Genomic DNA, 21,087 nt, shown 5'->3' with positions numbered 1-21,087 from the left:
AATCCTTTTTCATTTGTTACCCATAAATTTAATATTCCTCCTCAATCCCTCCAGCTTTGTCCTCTTGACAGCCGACTTCGAAAAAACCTTGCTGAAGGTTTCTTCTGTGATTTCTTCCCAATCCCGATTGGTCATTTCCTCCAATTCAGGTTTGGGTTCAAAAAGCGGTTCTTGGTGGGGTTTTGAAAATCTGTTCCAGGGACATACATCCTGACAGATGTCGCAACCGAAAACCCAATTTTCCATTTTGCCTTTGAAAGCAGCAGGGATATTTTCTTTGAGCTCAATTGTCAGGTAAGAAATGCATTTGGATCCATCCACGACACCGGGTTGGACAATGGCCTCTGTCGGACAGGCATCGATACATTTGGTACAGGTACCGCAATAATCCTTCAACATCGGGGGGTCCGGTGTTACTTCGAGGTCGATGACCAATTCTGCCAAGAAAAAGAAACTGCCCATTTCCTTGTTGAGCAAGAGGCTGTTTTTTCCCAACCAACCCAAACCTGATTTTTGGGCCCACTGACGCTCCATCACAGGTGCCGAATCCACAAAGGCCCTTCCTCCAATCTCTCCGATTTCTTGCCGCAAGTTTTCAAGAAGTACTTTTAGCTTGTCTTTGATGACATGGTGGTAATCCTGCCCATAAGCGTATTTAGCTATTTTGTAGGCTTTATCTTCTTGGAATAATTCCTTTTTTGGAAAATAATTGTAGCCAAGGCTGACCACGGTTTTGGCTCCCTCGACGAGTTTGGTCGGATCAAGTCTTTTGTCAAAATGGTTGGCCATATACGCCATCTCACCTTGGTAATTTTGGTTGAGCCAAGCTTCGAGTTTGGGGGCTTCCTCTTTTAAAAATCCAGCTTTGGCAATGCCGCAAAAATCAAAGCCCAGGTTTTTGGCCTGGGTCTTTATGATTTGGCTGTATTTTTCTTGGAGTTTCACGATAGTTTAAAATCCGACTCGCAAAAGGAAGTCAATGCAATTATTCAAATAAACTTCCGCTGCTTGACCCAAAGTTCGGTTTGAGATTCAGGTGCTTATATGCAAGTTCAGTCGCCATTCTTCCTCGCGCGGTTCTCTTGAGGTAGCCTTCTTGGATCAAAAATGGCTCATATACTTCCTCTATTGTCTCTGCCTCTTCACTGCAGGCTGTGGCGATGGTGGAAAGTCCGACCGGACCTCCTTTGAATTTCTCGATGATGGTCAGGAGTATCCTGTTGTCCATTTCGTCAAGGCCATTTTCATCCACATCCAGGGCCTTCAAGGCTATTTTTGCGATTTCTAAAGTGATTGTTCCGTTTCCTTTGATCTCGGCAAAGTCTCTCGTCCTGCGCAAAAGCATATTGGCAATCCTTGGTGTTCCGCGGCTTCTTCTCGCGATTTCATAAGCTGCGACAGCATCGATGGGCGTTTGGAGTATACCCGCTGACCGCTCCACAATATCTGTTAGCAATTTGGCATCGTAATATTCCAATCGAGAATTGATCCCAAATCTTGCGCGAAGGGGTGAAGTCAATAATCCCGATCTTGTGGTTGCACCAATCAGGGTAAAGGGATTGAGTGAAATCTGAACTGACCGGGCATTTGGGCCTGAATCCAACATGATGTCAATCCTGAAATCCTCCATGGCGGAATAAAGGTATTCCTCCACAATAGGATTGAGTCTGTGGATCTCATCTATAAAAAGTACGTCTCCTTCGTCAAGGTTGGTCAACAAACCTGCCAAATCGGAAGGCTTGTCCAACACCGGACCGGAGGTAATTTTGATACCTGACTCCAGTTCGTTGGCAATGATGTAGCTCAATGTAGTTTTGCCTAAGCCCGGAGGGCCATGAAGAAGTACATGGTCCAAAGGTTCATTTCTTCGTTTTGCTGCCAAAACAAAAACCTTGAGATTTTCGACAATCTTGAATTGGCCGGTAAAGTCATCAAAACTCAAAGGCCTCAAAGCCTTCTCAATTTCCTTGTCAGATGAATTCAGTTTTTCTTTGTCCCCACTCAGGTAATCTTCTCTCATAGCGCAACAATCAGCATTTACAAATATAGAAAATTAGCCCAAGGCAAAAAGTTAAAAATAAGCTCCAGACCTTTTTGCAACAAAATTGCAAATAATTGCAATTTTGGAACTTAATTTGGAAAATTACCCTTAACTTTCGAAAAATTGCTCTTTTATATGCGAAGCAACGCCAATAAGAACATTATCTATTCCATCATCCTGCTGCTATTGGTGGCCATAGTCTACCTTTACCGTCAAAACCAACAAAAACCAGTTGAGGAAATTGAAGAAAAAGTGACGGGTAAGGTCACCCTGAATGGCAACACGATGGGCACTACTTACAATATCACTTATCTTGACCCAAGTGAAAGGGATTTTCAGGTAAGTATAGATTCCTTGCTGGTGGTTTTCAACCAATCGCTTTCTACCTACGTCCCTGATTCTGAGCTAAGCAAATTCAATCAGGGAGATACATTGTTTTTTGGATTGCCATATTTCCTTCCTGTTCTCCAAAGCAGCAAAGCAGTATACGAAACCACCGGAGGCGCCTTCGACCCGACTGTGGGTCCTTTGGTCAATCTTTGGGGATTTGGTCCTACCGGGCCACAACTGAAGGACAGTGTGAATATCGATGAGATGTTGGATTTGATCGGTTTTAATAAGATCACCTTCGATTCGGCAAGTGTCATAAAAACAAAACCGGGCATGTATCTTGACTTCAGTGCTATCGCCAAAGGATATGGCGTAGATGTGGTCGCGGAATTTTTGAAGGGCAAAGGAATAGAAAACCTACTTGTAGAAATCGGCGGCGAATTGGTAGCGAGAGGAATGAATGAAAAAGGGGAACTGTGGAAAGTGGGGATCAACCGTCCCGAGGAACTCGGTAGGGCTGATGACCTATACAGCATCGTGGCTTTGGACAATAAAGCAATGGCTACCTCCGGTAATTACAGAAATTATTATGAATCCGGGGGAATCAAAATTTCCCACACGATCAATCCTGCCACAGGAAGACCCGTTAACCATAATTTATTGAGCGCCACAGTGATGGCAGGTGACTGCATGACTGCAGACGCCTATGCCACAGCCATGATGGTGATGGGAACAGACAAGGCCATTGAACTCCAAAAAATCCAAAATTTATTTGAAATATTTCTGATCTATAGCGATTCAACAGGACAATTGAAATCCTATGCAAGTGAAGGGATCAAGCCGTTTCTCTCCTTTCCACAGGATTAATTTCCTTAATATATGTAGCCTGAATCAATCTTGGTATCATGCACTCCCAATATCAAAACTTTAAACTGAAATTGGATACAGGCTATTTCAACCCGACAAAAGATGACATTTAACTTCCTTGTTTTATTCTTTACTGCCTTGTTTGCAGGTGGACTGGCCTATTTGATCCCGAGTTGGGAAGAGAGATATTTCAAATTGGTTCTTGTTTTTGCAGGATCATACCTTTTTGCGATCACAGTACTTCACATCCTTCCGGAACTTTTTGTAGAATCTTCAGACCCGACCAAAATGGGATTTTACATTTTACTTGGGTTTTTATTACAACAGATTCTGGCGCTATTGTCGACAGGGGTAGAGCATGGCCACATCCATCATCCTGATCATCAGCACCATGGAATGCAGGTTGGTATCTGGACCATCATGATCGGCTTGTTTTTACATGCCTTTTTGGAGGGAACATTGCTGACAGAAGACGGAACTTTGGCAGGCCATCTACATGACCATGATGACCATGCAGGGCACAGTCACCATCATGGTAGCAATAATTTGTTGTTGGGCATTCTATTACACAAAGGACCGGAGGCATTTGCTTTGGTGGCGGTGTTGATGGCAAGTCTTAAAAAAAGATGGGTCTTTGCGCTTTTGGTGGTTTTTGCATTTGCATCTCCCTTGGGCATGGTCCTGAGCAATTATATGTATGAAAGCAATATCCTGGGAAGGGAAGGTTTAAATGTGTTTTATGGTATGGTGGCCGGAGGATTTCTCCATATTTCCACGACCATATTTTTTGAAAGCAGTCCTGACCACCGATTTTACCTAAACAAAGTATTGATCAGCATCCTGGCTTTTGGATTGGCGGTTTTGCTGGAAATGATGGTTTGAGGTTTTGGTTAAGGCGAATTTCCCTCGGTTTTTTTGTTCAAGATTGAATTTGATAGGTTGGGCGGATGCTAAGTGAGTCCTAATTGTTATATTTTAGCCTGATTGATTGAAGGAATTATGCGGATGGGAAAATGACTATCCCATGCTTCACCTATCAAGAAAAATCCGGTATAAAATTTCCATGGTGAAACCCTCTGTTAGACTTTTTGCTTTGTCAATCCTGACCTTGTGCTTTTTTAAGGTTCAGGCGCAGGATTCATTGAGGACGGAATCCTACTCCGCCCTGGATGAAGCCAATGAGGCGGATCTTTCTTACAAACCTATTGCTTTCAAGTTGAATCCTTCAGGCTCGAGGTATATCAGATTTATGATCTGGAACCAGATTTGGATGCGGGTCACAGAAAACAATCCCGGAACCTTGGGAGTCGATGGATTGCCAAGGAAGCAAACCGCAGATATCGGAATCCGGAGGGCAAGGATTTTGACCTATGCGCAGGTCACGCCAAAAGTTCTTCTTTTAGCCCATTTTGGGATCAATAACCAGACTTTTGTAAATGGCGGTGTGCCAGGTGGCGGCAACTCAGGCAACGCCGGAGGTATCCCCATCATCACAAATCCCATCACAGGCGCATCAACGGCAGACGGTGCTTCAGCCAAAAAACCACAATTATTTTTCCACGATGTCTGGACGGAATTTAAAGTGACCAAGGAGGTTTTTCTCGGCGCAGGCCTCCATTATTGGAATGGGATTTCCAGATTGAGCAGTCAGGGAACTTTGAATCTGCTGACTCTGGATGCTCCGATTTTCAATTGGCCTTTGATAGAGTTGACAGACCAGTTTGCACGTCAGTTTGGTGTCTATGCCAAAGGTCAGGTGGGAAAATGGGATTACCGTCTTGCGGTGAACAAACCTTTTTCTGTAGGGAACGGAGGAACATTTGATGAAATAAATAACCGACCTATTGCGGCCAATACCCCAAATGACAATTGGGCAACACAGGGATATATCGCTTATCAGTTTTTTGAAAAGGAAAACAACAAGCTTCCGTTTTTTGTGGGCTCTTATCTCGGCACCAAAAAAGTGTTCAATATCGGAGGGGGTTGGCACCACCATCCTGAGGCTACGAGCTCCAAAAACCAAGACGGAACTTTCAACAAACATGACATCGCCCTTTGGAGTATTGACAGCTTTTTGGATCTTCCCATCAATCCTGAAAAAGGAACTGCACTGACTGCCTATGCGGTATATTACCACTATGACTTTGGCCCAAATTATCTCCGAAACATCGGAATCATGAACGTGGGTTTTGGCCCCGGCACAAGTCAAAATGGCCCCGGAAATGCACAACCTACCATAGGTTCAGGCAATATTTTCTATTTCCAAACAGGCTATCTTTTACCCGAAAACATTTTTGGCGGCAAGACCAAGCTTCAGCCTTTTGGAACTCTGACTCATAAAAACTTTGAATTCTTTGAAGAAGGAAGCTGGCAATATGACCTTGGTGTAAATTACTTTCTCAACGGTCACCAAGCCAAACTTTCCTTCCAATATAGCAACCGTCCGATATTCGAAAATTACCGCAAAACAGGATCAGCAGGTGAATTCATTCTTCAAACCCATATTTTCATTTAAAATAAACACCAAAAACCCCATGGCCGACAACAAGCAAAAAATGAAAGCATATTGGAAAAAGAACCTCATGACCCTCCTTTTTCTGCTCCTGATTTGGTTTACAGTTTCCTTTGGATTTGGAATCCTCCTGGTCGAACAACTGAATAATTTCAAAATCGGAGGATTCAAACTTGGTTTCTGGTTTGCCCAACAAGGCTCCATCTATGTTTTTGTAATCCTGATATTTGTCTATGTCTACCGCATGAATAAGCTGGACAAGGAATTTGATGTTAACGAAGAATAAACCAACCCCAAAACCCACTTTACCATGGACATAATTACCTGGACCTATATCCTTGTCGGACTTTCATTTGCACTCTATATTGGTATCGCTATCTGGACACGGGCAGGCTCTACCAAAGAATTTTATGTGGCCGGAGGCGGTGTTTCACCTTTAGCTAACGGCATGGCTACAGCGGCAGACTGGATGTCAGCCGCATCATTTATATCTATGGCGGGCATCATTTCCTTTTCAGGATATGACGGGTCGGTGTACCTGATGGGCTGGACCGGAGGTTATGTGTTGCTTGCTCTGCTTTTGGCTCCTTACTTGCGGAAATTTGGAAAATTTACCGTCCCGGATTTTGTGGGAGACCGGTACTATTCCAATAAAGCTAGGGTAGTAGCAGTAATTTGTGCCCTATTCATTTCATTTACATATGTAGCAGGTCAGATGCGTGGCGTGGGCATTGTTTTTTCCCGTTACCTTGAGGTTGACATCAATACTGGAGTAATCATTGGGATGTGCATTGTTTTTTTCTATTCTGTTTTGGGGGGTATGAAAGGAATCACATATACGCAGGTCGCCCAGTATTGTGTATTGATTTTCGCTTATATGGTTCCCGCTATTTTCGTTTCCATGCAATTGACAGGAAATCCCATACCACAGCTCGGACTCGGTGGGACTGTCGCTGATGGTACACACTTGTTGGACAAGTTGGACGGTGTATTGACAGATTTGGGATTCGCAGCCTATACCTCCGGGAGAAAAGGGATGGTAGATATGTTTGCCATCACGCTCGCGTTAATGGTTGGCACCGCAGGGCTTCCGCATGTGATTGTAAGATTTTTTACAGTGCCAAGGGTCAAAGACGCTCGGTTATCTGCCGGTTACGCCTTGGTTTTCATCGCAATTCTATACACAACAGCTCCGGCGGTAGCGGCATTTGGTATCTACAATGCGATCGATACTGTCGCTGAAAAACCCGTGGACCAACTTCCTGAATGGGTTGGCAACTGGCAAAAAACCAACCTCATCGTCGTGGAAGACAAAAATGGGGATGGAATTGTACAATATTTGGCAGACAAGGAAGCCAATGAACTGACCATCGACAAGGACATCATGGTCTTGGCGAATCCCGAGATTGCCCAACTTCCAAACTGGGTAGTGGGTTTGGTAGCCTCTGGCGCCATGGCTGCGGCATTATCTACGGCCGCAGGGCTTTTGCTTGTAATTTCTACCTCTATTTCCAGAGATTTATTTAGAACTTTCAGACCTGAAATGTCTGAGAAAAAAGAACTGAGAATAGCACGAATTGCAGCAGGAGGTGCTGTTGTATTGGCAGGATATTTTGGTGTGAACCCTCCGGGATTTGTGGCAGAGGTGGTTGCTTTCGCTTTTGGTTTGGCAGCAGCTTCGTTTTTCCCGGTGATCATCATGGGCATTTTCTCAACCAAAATCAACAAAGAAGGAGCCATCTCAGGGATGGTTTTGGGTCTGGTTTTCACCCTGGCTTATATCATTTATTTCAAATTCCTAAGTCCGGAAATGAATAATGCAGAAAATTGGTGGTTTGGAATTTCGCCAGAAGGGATTGGATCGGTAGGCATGTTACTCAATTTTGTGGCCTGTTATGTCGTTTCAAAATTCACTCCTGCCCCTCCACAGCATGTACAGGATATGATCCAGGAAATAAGAATCCCAAGAGGCGCAGGCGGGGCGGTGGACCATTGATTTTGGTTTGACCTCCAAATCTAAATACAGCAGATTGAATGAATTTGATGAAACTCAGAAAAGTTGGGCGGGGTTACTTTCTTTGGATTAACTTGGGGGAAATTAGAATTTTGATTTTCTCCATTGCTTTGAAAGTAGGAATCCAATCTGATTTTCAATCAAAAAATACAATAACCTAAAAACATATAACCATGAGTGATAGAATACATACCCTCAGCGGGTACTTCTATGAATACCAAAAGTCAGTCACAGAACCGGAAAGTTTCTGGGCAAGAATCGCGGACTCTTTCCACTGGAAAAAAAGATGGGACAAAGTTCTGAAATGGGATTTTGAAGGACCAAATGTCAGGTGGTTTGTCAATGGTAAATTGAATATCACTGAAAATATATTTGAGAAAAACCTCTTTGCTTACGGAGACAGGACGGCCATTATCTGGGAACCAAGTGAACCGGGCGAGGATGTCAGAAAGATTTCCTACAAAGAATTGTACCATTCGGTATGTCAATTTTCCAATGCGCTCAAATCCAAAGGTATCCAAAAAGGCGACCGGGTGATCATCTATATGCCGATGATTCCCGAGGCTGCCATTGCGATGCTTGCCTGTGCAAGGATAGGTGCGATCCACTCCGTTGTTTTTGCGGGATTCAGTGCCAATGCCCTTACAGACCGGATTATTGACAGCGGAGCAAAAGCTATTTTGACCTCTGACGGAAACTACCGCGGCAACAAAAAAATCGGCATCAAAGCCATCGTCGACGAGGCTTTGGAAAAATCTGCTGTAGAAACAGTCATCGTCTGTCAGCGTACTGGGCAAGATGTGACGATGAAGGCAGGTAGGGACTATTGGTGGCACGAGGTCATTGTCGGAGAAAAGGACAGCAATGTGGCCGAAGAAATGGACAGCGAGGATCCGTTGTTTATTTTATACACTTCCGGATCAACAGGCAAGCCAAAAGGGGTAGTCCACAGCACTGCTGGCTATATGGTTTACACCAAATACACTTTTGAAAACGTATTCCAATATTCACCTGGAGATGTGTATTGGTGTACCGCAGATATCGGTTGGATCACTGGGCACTCCTATATTGTCTACGGCCCCTTATTGGCCGGTGCGACTACACTGATGTTTGAAGGCGTGCCGACCTATCCCGATCCGGGAAGGTTTTGGGCCGTGATTGAAAAGCACAAAGTCAACCAATTTTACACTGCTCCTACAGCAATCCGGGCATTGCAGGCCTATGGGACCGACCCCATAGCTCCCTACAACTTGGACTCATTAAAGGTCTTGGGCTCCGTTGGTGAACCTATCAATGAGGAAGCTTGGAGGTGGTATTACAACCATATCGGCCAATCAAGATGTCCGATCGTGGATACCTGGTGGCAGACAGAGACCGGCGGGATATTGGTTTCGCCGATTGCAGGCATCACGCCTACCAAACCTGCTTTTGCGACTTTGCCCCTACCCGGAATCCAACTTGCAATCGTAGATCCTGAGGGAAATGAGCTGACCGGTAATTCAGTAGAGGGAAATCTTTGTGTCAAATACCCTTGGCCATCCATGATCCGAACCCTGTGGGGAGACCATGCGCGCTGCAAAGAGACCTATTTTTCCACTTACAAAGGCATGTACTTTACCGGTGATGGGGTCAAAAGAGACCATGACGGGTATTACCGCATCTTGGGCCGTGTCGACGATGTGATCAACGTATCCGGTCACAGGATGGGAACTGCAGAAGTCGAAAATGCCATCAACGAACATCCATTGGTCATCGAATCAGCAGTGGTCGGTTATCCACACGAAGTCAAAGGACAGGGAATCTATGCCTATGTCATCTGCGATATGGCCCACCGTACTGAAGAAAACCTCATCAACGAAATCAAAGAAACCGTCAGCAAAATCATCGGCCCAATCGCCAAACCTGACAAAATTCAGATTGTATCAGGATTGCCAAAAACCCGATCGGGCAAAATCATGCGCAGGATTCTCAGAAAAGTGGCCGAAGGAAGCACGGACAATATGGGAGATACCTCCACGCTACTCGATCCGGATGTGGTGACTAAGATTATTGAAGGAAGAAAATGAAATAAGACTTGAGATATGAGACTTAAGAAATGAGATTTGATCCAAGGGAGAATAAATCTTTCTCCTAAAAACAAGAATTCACAAATTACAACAGATTTAGTCTCACGTCTTGTGTCTCACATCTTGTATCTAAAATAAATGGCCAACGTCATCGTCAACCGCGTCAAGGAATTCCTGAAAAGGTTTCCTCCCTTCACTTTTCTCAATGAAGCATCATTGGGATTGGTGGCAAAGGGCGTTGAGGTCAAATACTATGCACAGGGTGAGCAGCTTTTTAGACAAGGTGATCCGGCTCAGGATTTCTTTTTTGTCCTGAAGGAAGGCTCAGTCCAGCTTTCAGAAAATAAAGATGGACAAGAAAGGGTGGTCGAAGTCTGTGATGAAGGAGATGTCTTCGGGGTATTGGCTTTGCTGGGAAAAAGACCCTATATCCTGACAGCCAAGGCCCGGGAGGACAGTTTGTTGTATGCCATACCGGTGTCTATTTTTGAAAAAATACTGAATGAAAATAGTAGGGTAAGTCTTTATTTTGCTGCCGGATTTGCTTCCGGACAGGTGGTCGTCCGCAGCGACCTTTCCCAATCCCAAAAGGCAAGAAGGGATTTTACAGAACTGTCCAAAGACAATGGCCTGATGATCTTCAGCGGGCAGTCGGACCTTAATTATTCCACCGATGTCCTGACTTGTATGAAAGGAACCACCATCCTGATTGCAGTTGAAAAGATGGCAGCCAAAGGTGTTGGGTCCATCGTGATTGTGGATCAAAATCAATTTCCCCTCGGGATCATTACTGACAAAGACATCCGAAACAGGCTTGTGGCCCATCAAAAAAGCTATGATACGCCTGTGGAAAAATTGATGACTTCACCAGTGATGACTAAAAGCAAGGAAGCAGGATTTTCTGACCTGTACCTTACAATGATCAAAAACAGGCTTCACCACCTTATTTTCACCGAAGATGGGACCCTCAAAAGTAAGGTTACGGGCATCCTTTCTGACCATGATATTCTGCTTTCGCAAGGCAACAGTCCGGCGGTTTTGATCAATGCCCTGATGAATACTTGGGAGATATCCGAAATTGCCAAAATCCGCAACCGCGCGGAAAGCCTTTTGAAATATTATTTGGAAAATGAAGTAGCGATGGATTTTGTGGCAAACATCATTTCTGAAATCAACGACATCATCATCCAACGTGCTGTCCAATTGGCCATCAATAAACACAGTCCAAACAATCCCAAAGCTTCCAAAGTGAAATTCTGCTTTTTGTCCATGGGAAGTGAAGGCCGGGAAGAACAACTTCTCCGAACAGACCTGGATAATGCCATCGTTTTTGAGGATGTGCCAATAGAAATTGCAGAAGATACCCAAGCCTACATGTTGTTGATCGCCCAAGAAGTAATGGAAACATTGTTTATTTGTGGGTTTCAGGCGTGCCCTGCCAATATGATGGCTAACAATCCCAAGTGGTGTCAGCCTTTGTCCCAATGGAAACACTACTTCTCAGATTGGATACTCAGTCCCAATCAACAGGCATTGTTAAACGCCACCATATTTTTTGACTATCGGCCTGTTTTTGGCCATAAGAAATTAGCCGAAGAACTTACCGAACATATCTATCATGAAATTGCCGATAAGTCTATTTTCCTAAATTTCCTGGCCAAAAATGCCTTACTCAATCCTCCTCCCTTGGGTTTTTTCAGGAATTTCTTGGTGGAAAAGTCAGGAGAGCAAAAAGACAAATTTGACATCAAGCTCCGGGCAATGATGCCTTTGGCTGATATGGCAAGGCTATTGGTTCTCAGTCACCGCGTCGTCGGGATCAACAATACATTCAAAAGGTTTGAAAAACTGTCGGAATTGGAGCCAAATTATACCGATCTCCTTCTCGAGGCCGGTAAAGCCTATGAAATCCTCATGCGGATGCGGGCCATCGAGGGATTGAAATCAGGAAACTCGGGAAGGTACATTCATCCCGAAGATCTGGGGAAACTGCAGCGTCAATTGCTTAAAAATACTTTTGCTCCAATAGATGAGCTTCAGAAAATCATGCGGATCCGTTTTCAATTGGATTTTTTCACAAGTTGATATGGGATGGCTTGATTTTATATTGGGGAAAAAAACACCAAAATCTTCTTTCGTAGAAGCTTACGAATCAGGTTTTGAAAAAAAAATCTCAGACGTTCGGCCAATTTCCGAACTTCTTTTTGTGGTCTTGGATACCGAGACCACAGGCTTTAACCCAAAAAACGACCATATCATTTCTTTTGGAGCCATCAAACTCAAAGGGTTCAGCATGCCGGTAGCTTCGGGTATTGAAAGGTATCTTGATACACCTGTTCAAAACCGGGAGTCGGTCAAAGTCCATGAAATATTATATCCGATCGAAACCTCTCCTTTAAAGGATTTTGGAAAGGATATGTTGAATTATATAGGTTCGGATATCATTGTGGGGCATCATATCGGTTTTGACCTGGCCATGTTGGAAAAAACATTACAGCCTTTTGGGTTTAAAAAGTTTTTGAACCCGGTGATTGATACAAAATACCTGGCGATGCGCCTGGAGAAAGGCCCGCACTTTGACCAAAGTACCGCGATCAAAGAAGAATATGCCCTAGATGCAGTATGTACCAGGTACGGAATAGAACTGGATGACAGGCATACCGCAGCCGGTGATGCCTTCCTGACAGCACAGCTGCTGATGAAACTTCTAAAAATTGCCGCGACAAAAGGGATAAAGGATTTTGGGGGATTGATTAGGTAGAGAAAGTATGGTTATGTGGAATCTTGACAGCTTGAAAAACTGAATAAAAAAATGAATCACAAAATCCTGAAGTTCAGGAACTGTCATCAGGTCCTCTAATAAGGAAAAAGTTCCGGATTCGACTGTCTGAGTTTGTAACATCTAAATGCAGTTATAGGTTGGTCAATTACAGCCGCAGCCAAATACATGGTTATTTCAGGTAAAAATTTAGCGTTTAATAATGCAGTTTAAATTTTCTCATCACCATAGTATCTCCTGCAGTTCCGGATATCATCGACATCTCCTCTTTCAAATACCCGCTCGATCACGAAATTGGCTTTGGCATCATAGTCAAGCTTTTCGAAATCCACATCCCAAAAGATCCGCTTATGAAATATGGGTTTGGGTTTTTCTGACATAATATTTGAAATGATTATTTATTACAATCCAATTTAAAGTTAAAATCGGAATTATTCATCTATGAAAATTCAACCAAAAAGTGGAATTCTGATTGTATCATGTCTCGTGTCTCATGTCTTGAATCTATTTTAATTCCTTCAATTTCACTTCCATCTGCCCTGTTGACCTGAGGTAGATCCTTACTTCTTCCTCCGTATTGTAGATTCCTTCCACATCCAAAGTTGGATTTTTGACCTGAAAGGTCGCAAAGCCGGTCTCTAATTTTCCCTGCTTTTCCAGTTCTTTCCTTGCCTCACCCAGAAAATCACCGACAGGATAGTTTGCCAGTTTCCTGATCTGATTCATGATTTTCCGCTTCTTCAGCCTGATACCGATATTTGCCATGCCATTGTCTGATTTGACATCAAACTCAGCTTCATCAAACCGGAGTGATTCAGTTGCAGCGTCGAAGACAGGCTTTCCTGCAAAATACATTTTGCCTTTGATATCCTTTTTTCCCTTTCGGATACCGGTAAAATCCATGGACAACAAAGTCTTGTCTCCGTATTTTTGCGTTTTGAGATCGGTGGGGACCATCTCCGTCTTGCTGTCAATTTTGATTATTTTGCCTGACATTTCCTTGTTCAGGTAGCCATCCAAATCCTCATAGCGTAGGATCAGGGGAAGAATCAATTCAAGTTCGTTTTCTTTATTTTCATTTACATCAATATTGGGCAAAGGAGATTTTGGGACTATTGGTTTCGAACCGACTTTAGACATCATCTCTCCTTCCAATCCAACATAAAGCTTCAACTTTTGATCTGTCGTAATCTCTTCTGTCAATTTCAACTTGCTTGGAATACTGTAAAAATGGACTTCCAAACCTTGCTGTGTAATTGTATAAGGCTCAGAAAAAATATCCCAGGTCTCTTGTGCCATACTTTTGAAATCAAAACGGCTGAGATTGGAAGCCGAAAGCTGATTATCTAGCACAGTTTTAAGCTGGCTTTTGACCACCTGATCCAAGTCGATCTCAAAACCCAACAGGTTATATTTCATGGAGCGGCCCCAGTTTTCTATTTCAAGGTTTTTGATGCCAAGTTCCCAATTGCTTCCGATTTCAGGGTCAAAGCTGATTTCGGGACTGATATTTTCATTAAAGGGGAAGTTTGTCGACAATATCTGCCCAAAAACCTTCTTTTCAATCTTCAGGTCTCCTTTGAGGTTCATGGGAATTTTGACCCGAAGCGTATTGTTTTCCAAGCCTGTCAGCACAATTTTGCCGGTTCTGGTCACATCGATGTCGGTGGTAAGTCCGCTGCCGATGGGCAATCCATTTTCTGCAAACAACTTGCTGTTCCAATCTTTGTTGAGGTTATTTTCAATAAAAGAAAGTGGAATCTCTATAGGCACATTGGCCTTGGAGATGGCTTGCGGAAGTTCAATCCCGGAAGAAGCCGGCGGGCGGTCAGGCTTGATGGTCTTACAGGAAGAGAATGTGATGAGTAAAATGAATATGGGAAGTATGTATTTTGAAAACATAAATAAATTTCAAGTGGAATTTTAATGAAAACGGGCGTTTCTTAATAAATCACATTAAGCAATAACCTTGCCCTTGAGGAATTGATCTTTTGAACCGAAAGGTAGCTAAAGTGGGGATTTTGAAGGAACTAATTTGGGATGAAATTACTTTAGGGTTTGAAAGTTTAATAAAATTTAAGACATGGATTGGAATATACTGGAAAACTTATCCCAATTGGATGAGATCAAGCAAAAAAGCGGAGAAAAACCCGTGTTGATTTTCAAACATTCAACCAGGTGTTCTGTCAGCGGTATGGCTTGGGACAGGTTGAAGAGGAACTGGAAAAAAGAAGATTCAGAAAAAGTCACTCCTTACTTTTTGGATTTGATCCGTCACCGTGATGTCTCCAATCAGATCGAAAAGGAATTCAGCGTCTACCATGAATCCCCCCAGGTCATTATTGTCAAATCAGGAAAAGCGGTCTATGACAACAGCCACATGGGTATCAACTATGCGGATATTATGGGGAGGGTATAATTCAGAAGTGCTTTTTGAATTTGACCAAATAATTAATTTTTTGATGTTTTGATATTCATGGATACTGGATACTTTTTGATATTAAGGATATCAGTTCAGCTATTTATTAGTAAGGGATTGGATGGGTTTTAAATATCCTAATATCCAGTATCATTTAGTATCATTTTGGAAATGTGCCAAAATCCCCCTGACGATCAGGAATTGGGCGATGATGTACGTACCCATCACAATCACGCCTGATTCGGGAAAGGGTTGGTAAAATCGATTGATGGCCAAAACCCCATCGGAAACCATAAAAAAAACGCCACCAATAAAAACCTGCCAAAAACTCACCGCATTGGTCTTGCCAAACCGTTCTCTTGCAGTGGTCACCATCAATACAATGACGATCAGGTAGATCACTACCGGCACTTTAATGCTTCCCAACCCGGGATTGATGAGAAAATATACAAATGAAGCGGCAATATAAATCGGGAGATTGATGAACAAGAGCCTCAAAAAATCAACTTTTCCGATAGCAAAGGGATTGGTTTGGGCCATTTTGAAACCAATGATATAACAAATGTGCGCCATTAGGAACGCGCCCAAACCATAAAGGAAGAAATCCGGAAACATCAACAGCACATCACCCATCCAAGAAAAAATCAAAGCTGCGCTCATGCTTTTTCTTAAAATGGTTCCTTTGATTGCTTTACTTGAAAAAATAAAAAATCCCCACAGTGCAATTAATATCAATGGCTTGGTAAATATCCTGTTAGAATCTTCTCCATTTGCGGTAAAAACAACGTCAATAATTCCCGCAAAAAGGAATAAATAAAGCCAAAGCATGTTCTTATTTTTCATAGAAACCAGATTTTTTCATCGTTAAATATAGCCAAGTTATTCACTTTTATTCTGCCAATGATCACAAAAGCATCACTGAATCTCAGGGTAATATTTTTTTAACATTAGGATTTTAGGCCAAATTCCAATCCTGCAAAATTGACGTGAACTGCATCAATTTGCAACGAAATACAAAAAGTTGGTTAAAAATAAAACCTCCTTTGGATTTTAATGTTAGGGATATGTTAAGTAAACTTGTGAAAATTTGTTAAAACTTAACAATTTCAAAAAAAAATCCTTGCCCTTCTCCCATACATTTGTATCGGAAAAATAACCAGCTCCGAATTTTATAATTTCAATTTTCCACAAAAAACAAAAATTATGAGGCAAACATTACTAAAAAGTTTATTTGCGGTCATCATGCTTGTATTCGCTACAGGTATTGCTTACTCGCAAGGGGTATCCACCTCCAGTATGTCTGGTAGGGTAGTAGACAACAGCGGGGAAACCCTTCCCGGTGCCAATGTCGTGGCCACACACATGCCTTCAGGAACAAGGTATGGTGCAGTGACCAATATTGAAGGTCGATACACCATTCCCGGTATGAGGGTCGGTGGACCTTACTCGGTTACAGTATCTTTTATCGGTTTTGAAACCCAGACTGTTGAGGGTGTATTCTTGAGTTTGGGTATTGCTGCCAACGTCAACGTCACCATGCTTGGTGATGGGGAAGAATTGGCAGAAGTAGTCGTTACAGGTGACAAAAACGCAGTATTCAGCTCAGATAGAACAGGAGCGACTACCGCCATCGGCAACGAAACAATCAACAAATTGCCAACAATTTCCCGTAGAATCGGTGACTTTACCAGATTGACACCACAGTCCAACGGAACTTCTTTTGCCGGTCAGGACAACAGGTTGAACAACATCACAGTCGATGGTTCTTACTTCAACAACTCTTTTGGTCTTGGCGGTCAGCCAGGTGACAGGACAGGAGTATCTCCGATTTCATTGGATGCGATCGACCAGATTTCTGTCAATGTGGCTCCATATGACGTGAGACAAGGTAACTTCACCGGTGCAGGTGTCAATACAGTAACAAGAAGCGGTACAAACACATTTACCGGTTCTGCTTATTATTTCTGGAGAGGCAGCGACAATGTCGGTACCCAAGCCGGAGCCAATACTTTCAATCCGGGCGAATTCAAATACAGACAGGTAGGTTTTAGATTGGGCGGTCCAATCATTAAAAATAAATTGTTCTTCTTTGCCTCTTTTGAAGATGACAAGCAGACTACTCCGGGAACAAACTTCACAGCGAACACCGGAAGTGAAGCTATTACCGGTAACAAAACAAGGGTTTTGGCTTCTGATATGAATACCTTGAGCTCCTATTTGAGGAATAACTTCGGTTATGAAACAGGACCTTATCAAGATTATGACCACTCCACAATTGCTACCAAGTTTTTGGCTAAAGTTGATTACAACATCAACGACAAAAACAAGTTGAGCGTAAGATACAACCATTTGGATTCCTCTACAGATGTATTGGCATCGAACTCTTCCTCCCTAGGTTTTGGAGGTAGAAATGGAAACCTGAATGCACTTAACTTTCAAAATACAAATTATATAATTAACGAAAATATCCGATCAATCGTAGCTGAATTGAACACCAGAATTTCTCCTACTATGACCAACAATTTGATTGTGGGTTATACTTATCAGGATGAAAGCAGGGGTTCAAGAGGTGATTTCTTCCCAATGGTGGATATTTTGAAAGATGGCGCTACATATACCACTTTTGGTTTTGAGCCATTTACTCCTAACAATGAATTGAGGTACAAAACTTTCCAGATCCAGGACAACCTTCAGATCTTCAAAGGTAAGCATACCATCACCACAGGTTTTAGCTTCGAAAGATATGAGTCTGAAAACGTATTCTTCCCAGGTTCTCAGTCAGCTTATACTTATAACTCTTTGGACGAATTTTACGCAGATGCCAATGCCTATTTAGCAGGTACTCCAAGCCCGTCCAATCTAAGAAGGTTTGAAGTGAGGTATTCCAATATCCCCGGTCAGGTAAAACCTGTTCAGCCATTGAAAGTAAGCTATGCCGGTATCTATGGACAGGATGAAATCCAGGTCAACAAAGATTTCTTGGTTACAGTTGGTTTGAGAATTGACGTTCCGTTCTTTGCTGAGACCGGTTTCAGAAACCAAGAAGTGGAAGGATTTAACTTCCGTAACCCAGCTGGAGAGACAGTGCAGTTCAGAACAGACAAACTTCCTGATGCCAATATCCTATGGTCACCAAGAGTCGGTTTCAATTATGACTTGAGTCAAGGCGCAAGAACTACACAAGTAAGGGGCGGTACCGGGATTTTCACAGGTCGCCCTGCCTATGTGTGGATTTCTAACCAGATCGGAAATAACGGTATTTTGACAGGTTTCGAAAGATTAAATGGTACTCCGACAGCACCATTGACTTCAAGAGGGTTTAATCCGGATCCAGATGCTTACAAGCCAAGTTCCGTATCAGGTGCCCCTGCTGCCAACTATGAATTGGCTTTGACGGAATCTACTTTCAAATTCCCTCAGGTATGGAGATCCAATATTGCCATTGACCACAGACTTCCAGGAGGAATCATCGCAACGGCTGAATTCCTTTATAACAAGGATGTAAACGGTGTAGCTTATTATAATGCGAATCAAGAAAATCCAAACGCGGCCTTTACAGGTCCGGATCCAAGACCAAGATGGATTCCTGATTCAAGACCAAACACAGATCCCAACAGAGATCCATTTACCAACAGGATCAATAACAAGATCGATAACGCAGTTACGCTTTCCAACCAGGCAATTGGTAACTCTTGGGTAGCATCTATTTCCTTGGAAAGACCATTTGCCAACGGATTATACCTGAAAGCATTCTATAGCTACGGTGAAGCCAAGAATACTATCGATCCAGGTTCCATCGCCTTTGGATCATGGGTCAACAACCAACACCAAAGTGATCCTAACAACCCGGGATTGGGATTCTCAGCAAACTCCATGGGCCACAGAGTAGTGGGTGTTGTGAATTATTCTGTTGATTTGTTCTCTTTCGGAACTACTTCTTTCTCCCTATTCTGGGAAGGCAGAACGATCGGAAATGCGAGCTATGTCTATGGCGGTGACTTCAACGGTGACGGTGGTTTCTCCAATGACTTGCTTTATATCCCGGCAGATGCTACTGAAACCCAATTCCAACAATTCACTTCTTCAGGAAGAACTTTCACTCCGGCTGAGCAGTCTGCTGCATGGGAAGCATTCATCAACCAAGACAAATACCTTAGCGCAAATAGAGGCAGCATCGCCGAAAGGGGAGCTGTATTCCTTCCAATGGTGTACAGGGCAGACTTCAGCGGTTCGCAGACCTTATTGACTACTTCTAAGAAGCAGGCTCTTGAGTTCAGGGTTGATATCTTGAACGTAGGTAACTTGTTGAATTCTGATTGGGGTGTAGGTCAGTTTATGACTTCAACTTCTCCGCTTGTACCTGCAGGTGTAGATGCCAACAACAGACCTCAGTTTAGATTCAGAAACTTAGGAAATACTTTGATCACTGATTCCTTCAGCCCATCTGCCGGTGCAGGTGATGTTTGGAGATTGCAGTTTGGTTTGAGATTTACTTTCTAATCAAACCATCATATCAAAAATCAAGAGGCATCCTTTTCGGGATGCCTCTTTTTGTTTAAGTTGACTTCAAATTCAAAAACCATGAACAAGTACCGAAATAGCTTTTTTCAATTCTCTTTTTTGTGGATATTAATCTTCCTTGCTGCAGGAAACCATCCTGTTTTTGCCCAGGAAAAAACACACCTTCTCACCTACACCCAAGTCAAAGGGAAAGTCACCTCAAACGGCAATCAGCTAAAAAACATCGTGGTATCTGACGGAAAAGACATAGTCATGACCAATGAAAAAGGGGAGTTTGAATTTACCACCGACCAGGAATTTGTATTTATCTCCTACCCTTCCGGATATGCTTTTGACTTATTGGATAACGGTTCGGTGGATTTTTTCAGAAGAGTTGATCTGGCCAAAGCCACCAACACCATTCTTTTTGAGCTGAAGCCAAACCCAAACGATGAATCCGACCACCACTTCATTGCCATCGCTGATCCGCAGGTGCAGACCGAGGAAGAAGCCAACCAATTTATCACCGAATCGTGTGCTGATCTCAGCAAAAAGAAAGTGGCACTCAACGATCCAAACCTGTTTGGCGTCGGTGTCGGAGATTTGGTTTTTGACAAGTTTGAATTGTACGAGCAATACAATCAAGGCATCAAATCTACCGGAATTCCGTTCTTTCAGGTGTTGGGCAACCATGACATCAACCTGAATGCAAGGTCAAACGAGAGCAGTCAAGAACCATTTACAAGTCAGTTTGGCCCTGCCTATTATTCCTTCAACAGGGGAAAAACCCACTATGTCGTCCTGAATGATGTGTACTTTTTGGGAAGCAAACAATACTACGGCTACCTCCCCGAGACCCAATTAGCTTGGTTGGAGAAGGATCTGGCTTTGGTCCCAAAAGACAATCCACTTGTCATTTTCCTTCATATTCCGAGTTTTTCGCAGATCGTAGCCCATAATCCCGGCCGTGATATCAACAAAGAGTCGGTCATCAACAGGGAAGCTTTGTACAAGATTTTGGAAGGCCATGAAGCACATCTGATTTCGGGACATGTGCATTGGAATGAAAACACAGTAAATGGAAATATTTTTGAGCACAACACCGCCGCCATTAGCGGGGCATGGTGGTCAGGAATCTGCTATGACGGCACGCCAAAAGGCTACGGCGTCTACCGCTCTGATGAAGGGGATTTGTCTTGGCATTACCAAAGTGTGGGTGAAAACCCGGATTTCCAGTTCCGTATTTACCGTCCGGGAACCCACCCGGATTTCCCCAATGATTACATGGTCAATATCTGGAATTGGGATCCTGAATGGAAGGTCAATGTGTATGAAAACGGAAACAGAACTGTCCAACCTGTACAGGTCATCGCCTCAGATCCATTGGCAATGGAAATCTATGCACCGGGAAAACCCAAAAAGCAGCCTTGGATCTCCCCCCAAAAGAATGGCCATATGTTTGTTTTTAGGCCAAATAACCCCAGTTCAAAAGTGGAGGTGGAGGTGATCGACAGATTTGGAAACCAATATAAAAAAGGCCTTGACTGATTCGAAAACCT

Annotated in this window: 16 protein-coding genes; 11 read left to right on the top strand and 5 right to left on the bottom strand. The window is 43.1% G+C overall.

Annotated features, from left to right (window positions below; genetic code table 11):
* Positions 1–9 precede the first annotated feature (9 nt).
* On the bottom strand, positions 10–945 hold the full coding sequence (gene queG, locus DQW11_RS21175; protein WP_113926125.1) for a tRNA epoxyqueuosine(34) reductase QueG: 936 nt from the start codon (positions 943–945) through the stop codon (positions 10–12).
* A gap of 40 nt (positions 946–985) precedes the next feature.
* Positions 986–2,020, bottom strand: coding sequence for a Holliday junction branch migration DNA helicase RuvB (gene ruvB / locus DQW11_RS21170; RefSeq protein WP_113926124.1), 1,035 nt, complete (start codon positions 2,018–2,020; stop codon positions 986–988).
* 156 nt (positions 2,021–2,176) lie between these two features.
* On the opposite strand from ruvB, the gene DQW11_RS21165 reads away from it, so the two are divergent.
* The 8 genes from DQW11_RS21165 to DQW11_RS21130 all read left to right on the top strand — a co-directional run bounded on the left by DQW11_RS21165 (position 2,177) and on the right by DQW11_RS21130 (position 12,591).
* Positions 2,177–3,238, top strand: coding sequence for an FAD:protein FMN transferase (locus DQW11_RS21165; RefSeq protein WP_113926123.1), 1,062 nt, complete (start codon positions 2,177–2,179; stop codon positions 3,236–3,238).
* 102 nt (positions 3,239–3,340) lie between these two features.
* Complete coding sequence (locus DQW11_RS21160; RefSeq protein WP_113926122.1) at positions 3,341–4,120, top strand: ZIP family metal transporter; 780 nt, start codon at positions 3,341–3,343, stop codon at positions 4,118–4,120.
* 142 nt (positions 4,121–4,262) lie between these two features.
* On the top strand, positions 4,263–5,753 hold the full coding sequence (locus tag DQW11_RS21155) for a porin (RefSeq protein WP_232826823.1): 1,491 nt from the start codon (positions 4,263–4,265) through the stop codon (positions 5,751–5,753).
* Between the two features lie 19 nt (positions 5,754–5,772).
* Positions 5,773–6,036, top strand: coding sequence for a DUF4212 domain-containing protein (locus DQW11_RS21150; protein ID WP_113926121.1), 264 nt, complete (start codon positions 5,773–5,775; stop codon positions 6,034–6,036).
* Positions 6,037–6,060: 24 nt separating this feature from the next.
* Positions 6,061–7,746, top strand: a complete 1,686-nt coding sequence (locus DQW11_RS21145; protein WP_113926120.1) for a sodium:solute symporter family protein — start codon at positions 6,061–6,063, stop codon at positions 7,744–7,746.
* Positions 7,747–7,937: 191 nt separating this feature from the next.
* Positions 7,938–9,830 carry an acetate--CoA ligase gene (acs, locus tag DQW11_RS21140; RefSeq protein ID WP_113926119.1) on the top strand — a complete coding sequence of 631 codons (1,893 nt, stop codon included), beginning with the start codon at positions 7,938–7,940 and terminating at the stop codon, positions 9,828–9,830.
* 138 nt (positions 9,831–9,968) lie between these two features.
* Positions 9,969–11,915 carry a DUF294 nucleotidyltransferase-like domain-containing protein gene (locus tag DQW11_RS21135; RefSeq protein WP_113926118.1) on the top strand — a complete coding sequence of 649 codons (1,947 nt, stop codon included), beginning with the start codon at positions 9,969–9,971 and terminating at the stop codon, positions 11,913–11,915.
* Positions 11,860–12,591, top strand: a complete 732-nt coding sequence (locus DQW11_RS21130; protein WP_232826822.1) for a 3'-5' exonuclease — start codon at positions 11,860–11,862, stop codon at positions 12,589–12,591. The genes DQW11_RS21135 and DQW11_RS21130 overlap by 56 nt, the downstream gene beginning before the upstream one ends.
* 227 nt (positions 12,592–12,818) lie before the next feature.
* Here the strand turns inward: DQW11_RS21130 and DQW11_RS22325 are convergent, their stop codons facing one another.
* Complete coding sequence (locus tag DQW11_RS22325) at positions 12,819–12,989, bottom strand: DUF6922 domain-containing protein (RefSeq protein ID WP_157966169.1); 171 nt, start codon at positions 12,987–12,989, stop codon at positions 12,819–12,821.
* 124 nt (positions 12,990–13,113) lie between these two features.
* The gene (locus tag DQW11_RS21125; RefSeq protein WP_113926116.1) at positions 13,114–14,511 is read right to left on the bottom strand and encodes a DUF4403 family protein; all 1,398 of its coding nucleotides are present in this window, start codon (positions 14,509–14,511) and stop codon (positions 13,114–13,116) included.
* Between the two features lie 181 nt (positions 14,512–14,692).
* Here DQW11_RS21125 and ytxJ point away from each other — a divergent pair, with 181 nt between their 5' ends.
* Positions 14,693–15,028, top strand: coding sequence for a bacillithiol system redox-active protein YtxJ (gene ytxJ, locus DQW11_RS21120; RefSeq protein ID WP_113926115.1), 336 nt, complete (start codon positions 14,693–14,695; stop codon positions 15,026–15,028).
* Between the two features lie 150 nt (positions 15,029–15,178).
* Here the strand turns inward: ytxJ and DQW11_RS21115 are convergent, their stop codons facing one another.
* Positions 15,179–15,871, bottom strand: coding sequence for a lysoplasmalogenase (locus tag DQW11_RS21115; RefSeq protein WP_113926114.1), 693 nt, complete (start codon positions 15,869–15,871; stop codon positions 15,179–15,181).
* 360 nt (positions 15,872–16,231) lie between these two features.
* Here DQW11_RS21115 and DQW11_RS21110 point away from each other — a divergent pair, with 360 nt between their 5' ends.
* Entirely contained in the window at positions 16,232–19,528 is a 3,297-nt protein-coding gene (locus DQW11_RS21110) for a TonB-dependent receptor (protein ID WP_113926113.1), read from the top strand.
* Between the two features lie 81 nt (positions 19,529–19,609).
* The gene (locus DQW11_RS21105; RefSeq protein ID WP_113926112.1) at positions 19,610–21,076 is read left to right on the top strand and encodes a calcineurin-like phosphoesterase C-terminal domain-containing protein; all 1,467 of its coding nucleotides are present in this window, start codon (positions 19,610–19,612) and stop codon (positions 21,074–21,076) included.
* Positions 21,077–21,087 lie beyond the last annotated feature (11 nt).

It is taken from the genome of Cognataquiflexum aquatile, from assembly GCF_003316845.1.
In the GTDB taxonomy this organism is placed as follows: Bacteria; Bacteroidota; Bacteroidia; order Cytophagales; family Cyclobacteriaceae; genus Cognataquiflexum; species Cognataquiflexum aquatile.
This window is presented reverse-complemented; position numbering and strand designations above follow the sequence as displayed.

What these genes read in the sequence shown, in the direction of transcription:
- ruvB (WP_113926124.1), bottom strand. Translation starts at nt 2,020, where the DNA reads ATGAGAGAAGATTACCTGAGTGGGGACAAAGAAAAACTGAATTCATCT.
- DQW11_RS21165 (WP_113926123.1), top strand. Translation starts at nt 2,177, where the DNA reads ATGCGAAGCAACGCCAATAAGAACATTATCTATTCCATCATCCTGCTG.
- DQW11_RS21160 (WP_113926122.1), top strand. Translation starts at nt 3,341, where the DNA reads ATGACATTTAACTTCCTTGTTTTATTCTTTACTGCCTTGTTTGCAGGT.
- DQW11_RS21155 (WP_232826823.1), top strand. Translation starts at nt 4,263, where the DNA reads ATGCTTCACCTATCAAGAAAAATCCGGTATAAAATTTCCATGGTGAAA.
- DQW11_RS21150 (WP_113926121.1), top strand. Translation starts at nt 5,773, where the DNA reads ATGGCCGACAACAAGCAAAAAATGAAAGCATATTGGAAAAAGAACCTC.
- DQW11_RS21145 (WP_113926120.1), top strand. Translation starts at nt 6,061, where the DNA reads ATGGACATAATTACCTGGACCTATATCCTTGTCGGACTTTCATTTGCA.
- acs (WP_113926119.1), top strand. Translation starts at nt 7,938, where the DNA reads ATGAGTGATAGAATACATACCCTCAGCGGGTACTTCTATGAATACCAA.
- DQW11_RS21135 (WP_113926118.1), top strand. Translation starts at nt 9,969, where the DNA reads ATGGCCAACGTCATCGTCAACCGCGTCAAGGAATTCCTGAAAAGGTTT.
- DQW11_RS21130 (WP_232826822.1), top strand. Translation starts at nt 11,860, where the DNA reads ATGAGCTTCAGAAAATCATGCGGATCCGTTTTCAATTGGATTTTTTCA.
- DQW11_RS22325 (WP_157966169.1), bottom strand. Translation starts at nt 12,989, where the DNA reads ATGTCAGAAAAACCCAAACCCATATTTCATAAGCGGATCTTTTGGGAT.
- DQW11_RS21125 (WP_113926116.1), bottom strand. Translation starts at nt 14,511, where the DNA reads ATGTTTTCAAAATACATACTTCCCATATTCATTTTACTCATCACATTC.
- ytxJ (WP_113926115.1), top strand. Translation starts at nt 14,693, where the DNA reads ATGGATTGGAATATACTGGAAAACTTATCCCAATTGGATGAGATCAAG.
- DQW11_RS21115 (WP_113926114.1), bottom strand. Translation starts at nt 15,871, where the DNA reads ATGAAAAATAAGAACATGCTTTGGCTTTATTTATTCCTTTTTGCGGGA.
- DQW11_RS21110 (WP_113926113.1), top strand. Translation starts at nt 16,232, where the DNA reads ATGAGGCAAACATTACTAAAAAGTTTATTTGCGGTCATCATGCTTGTA.
- DQW11_RS21105 (WP_113926112.1), top strand. Translation starts at nt 19,610, where the DNA reads ATGAACAAGTACCGAAATAGCTTTTTTCAATTCTCTTTTTTGTGGATA.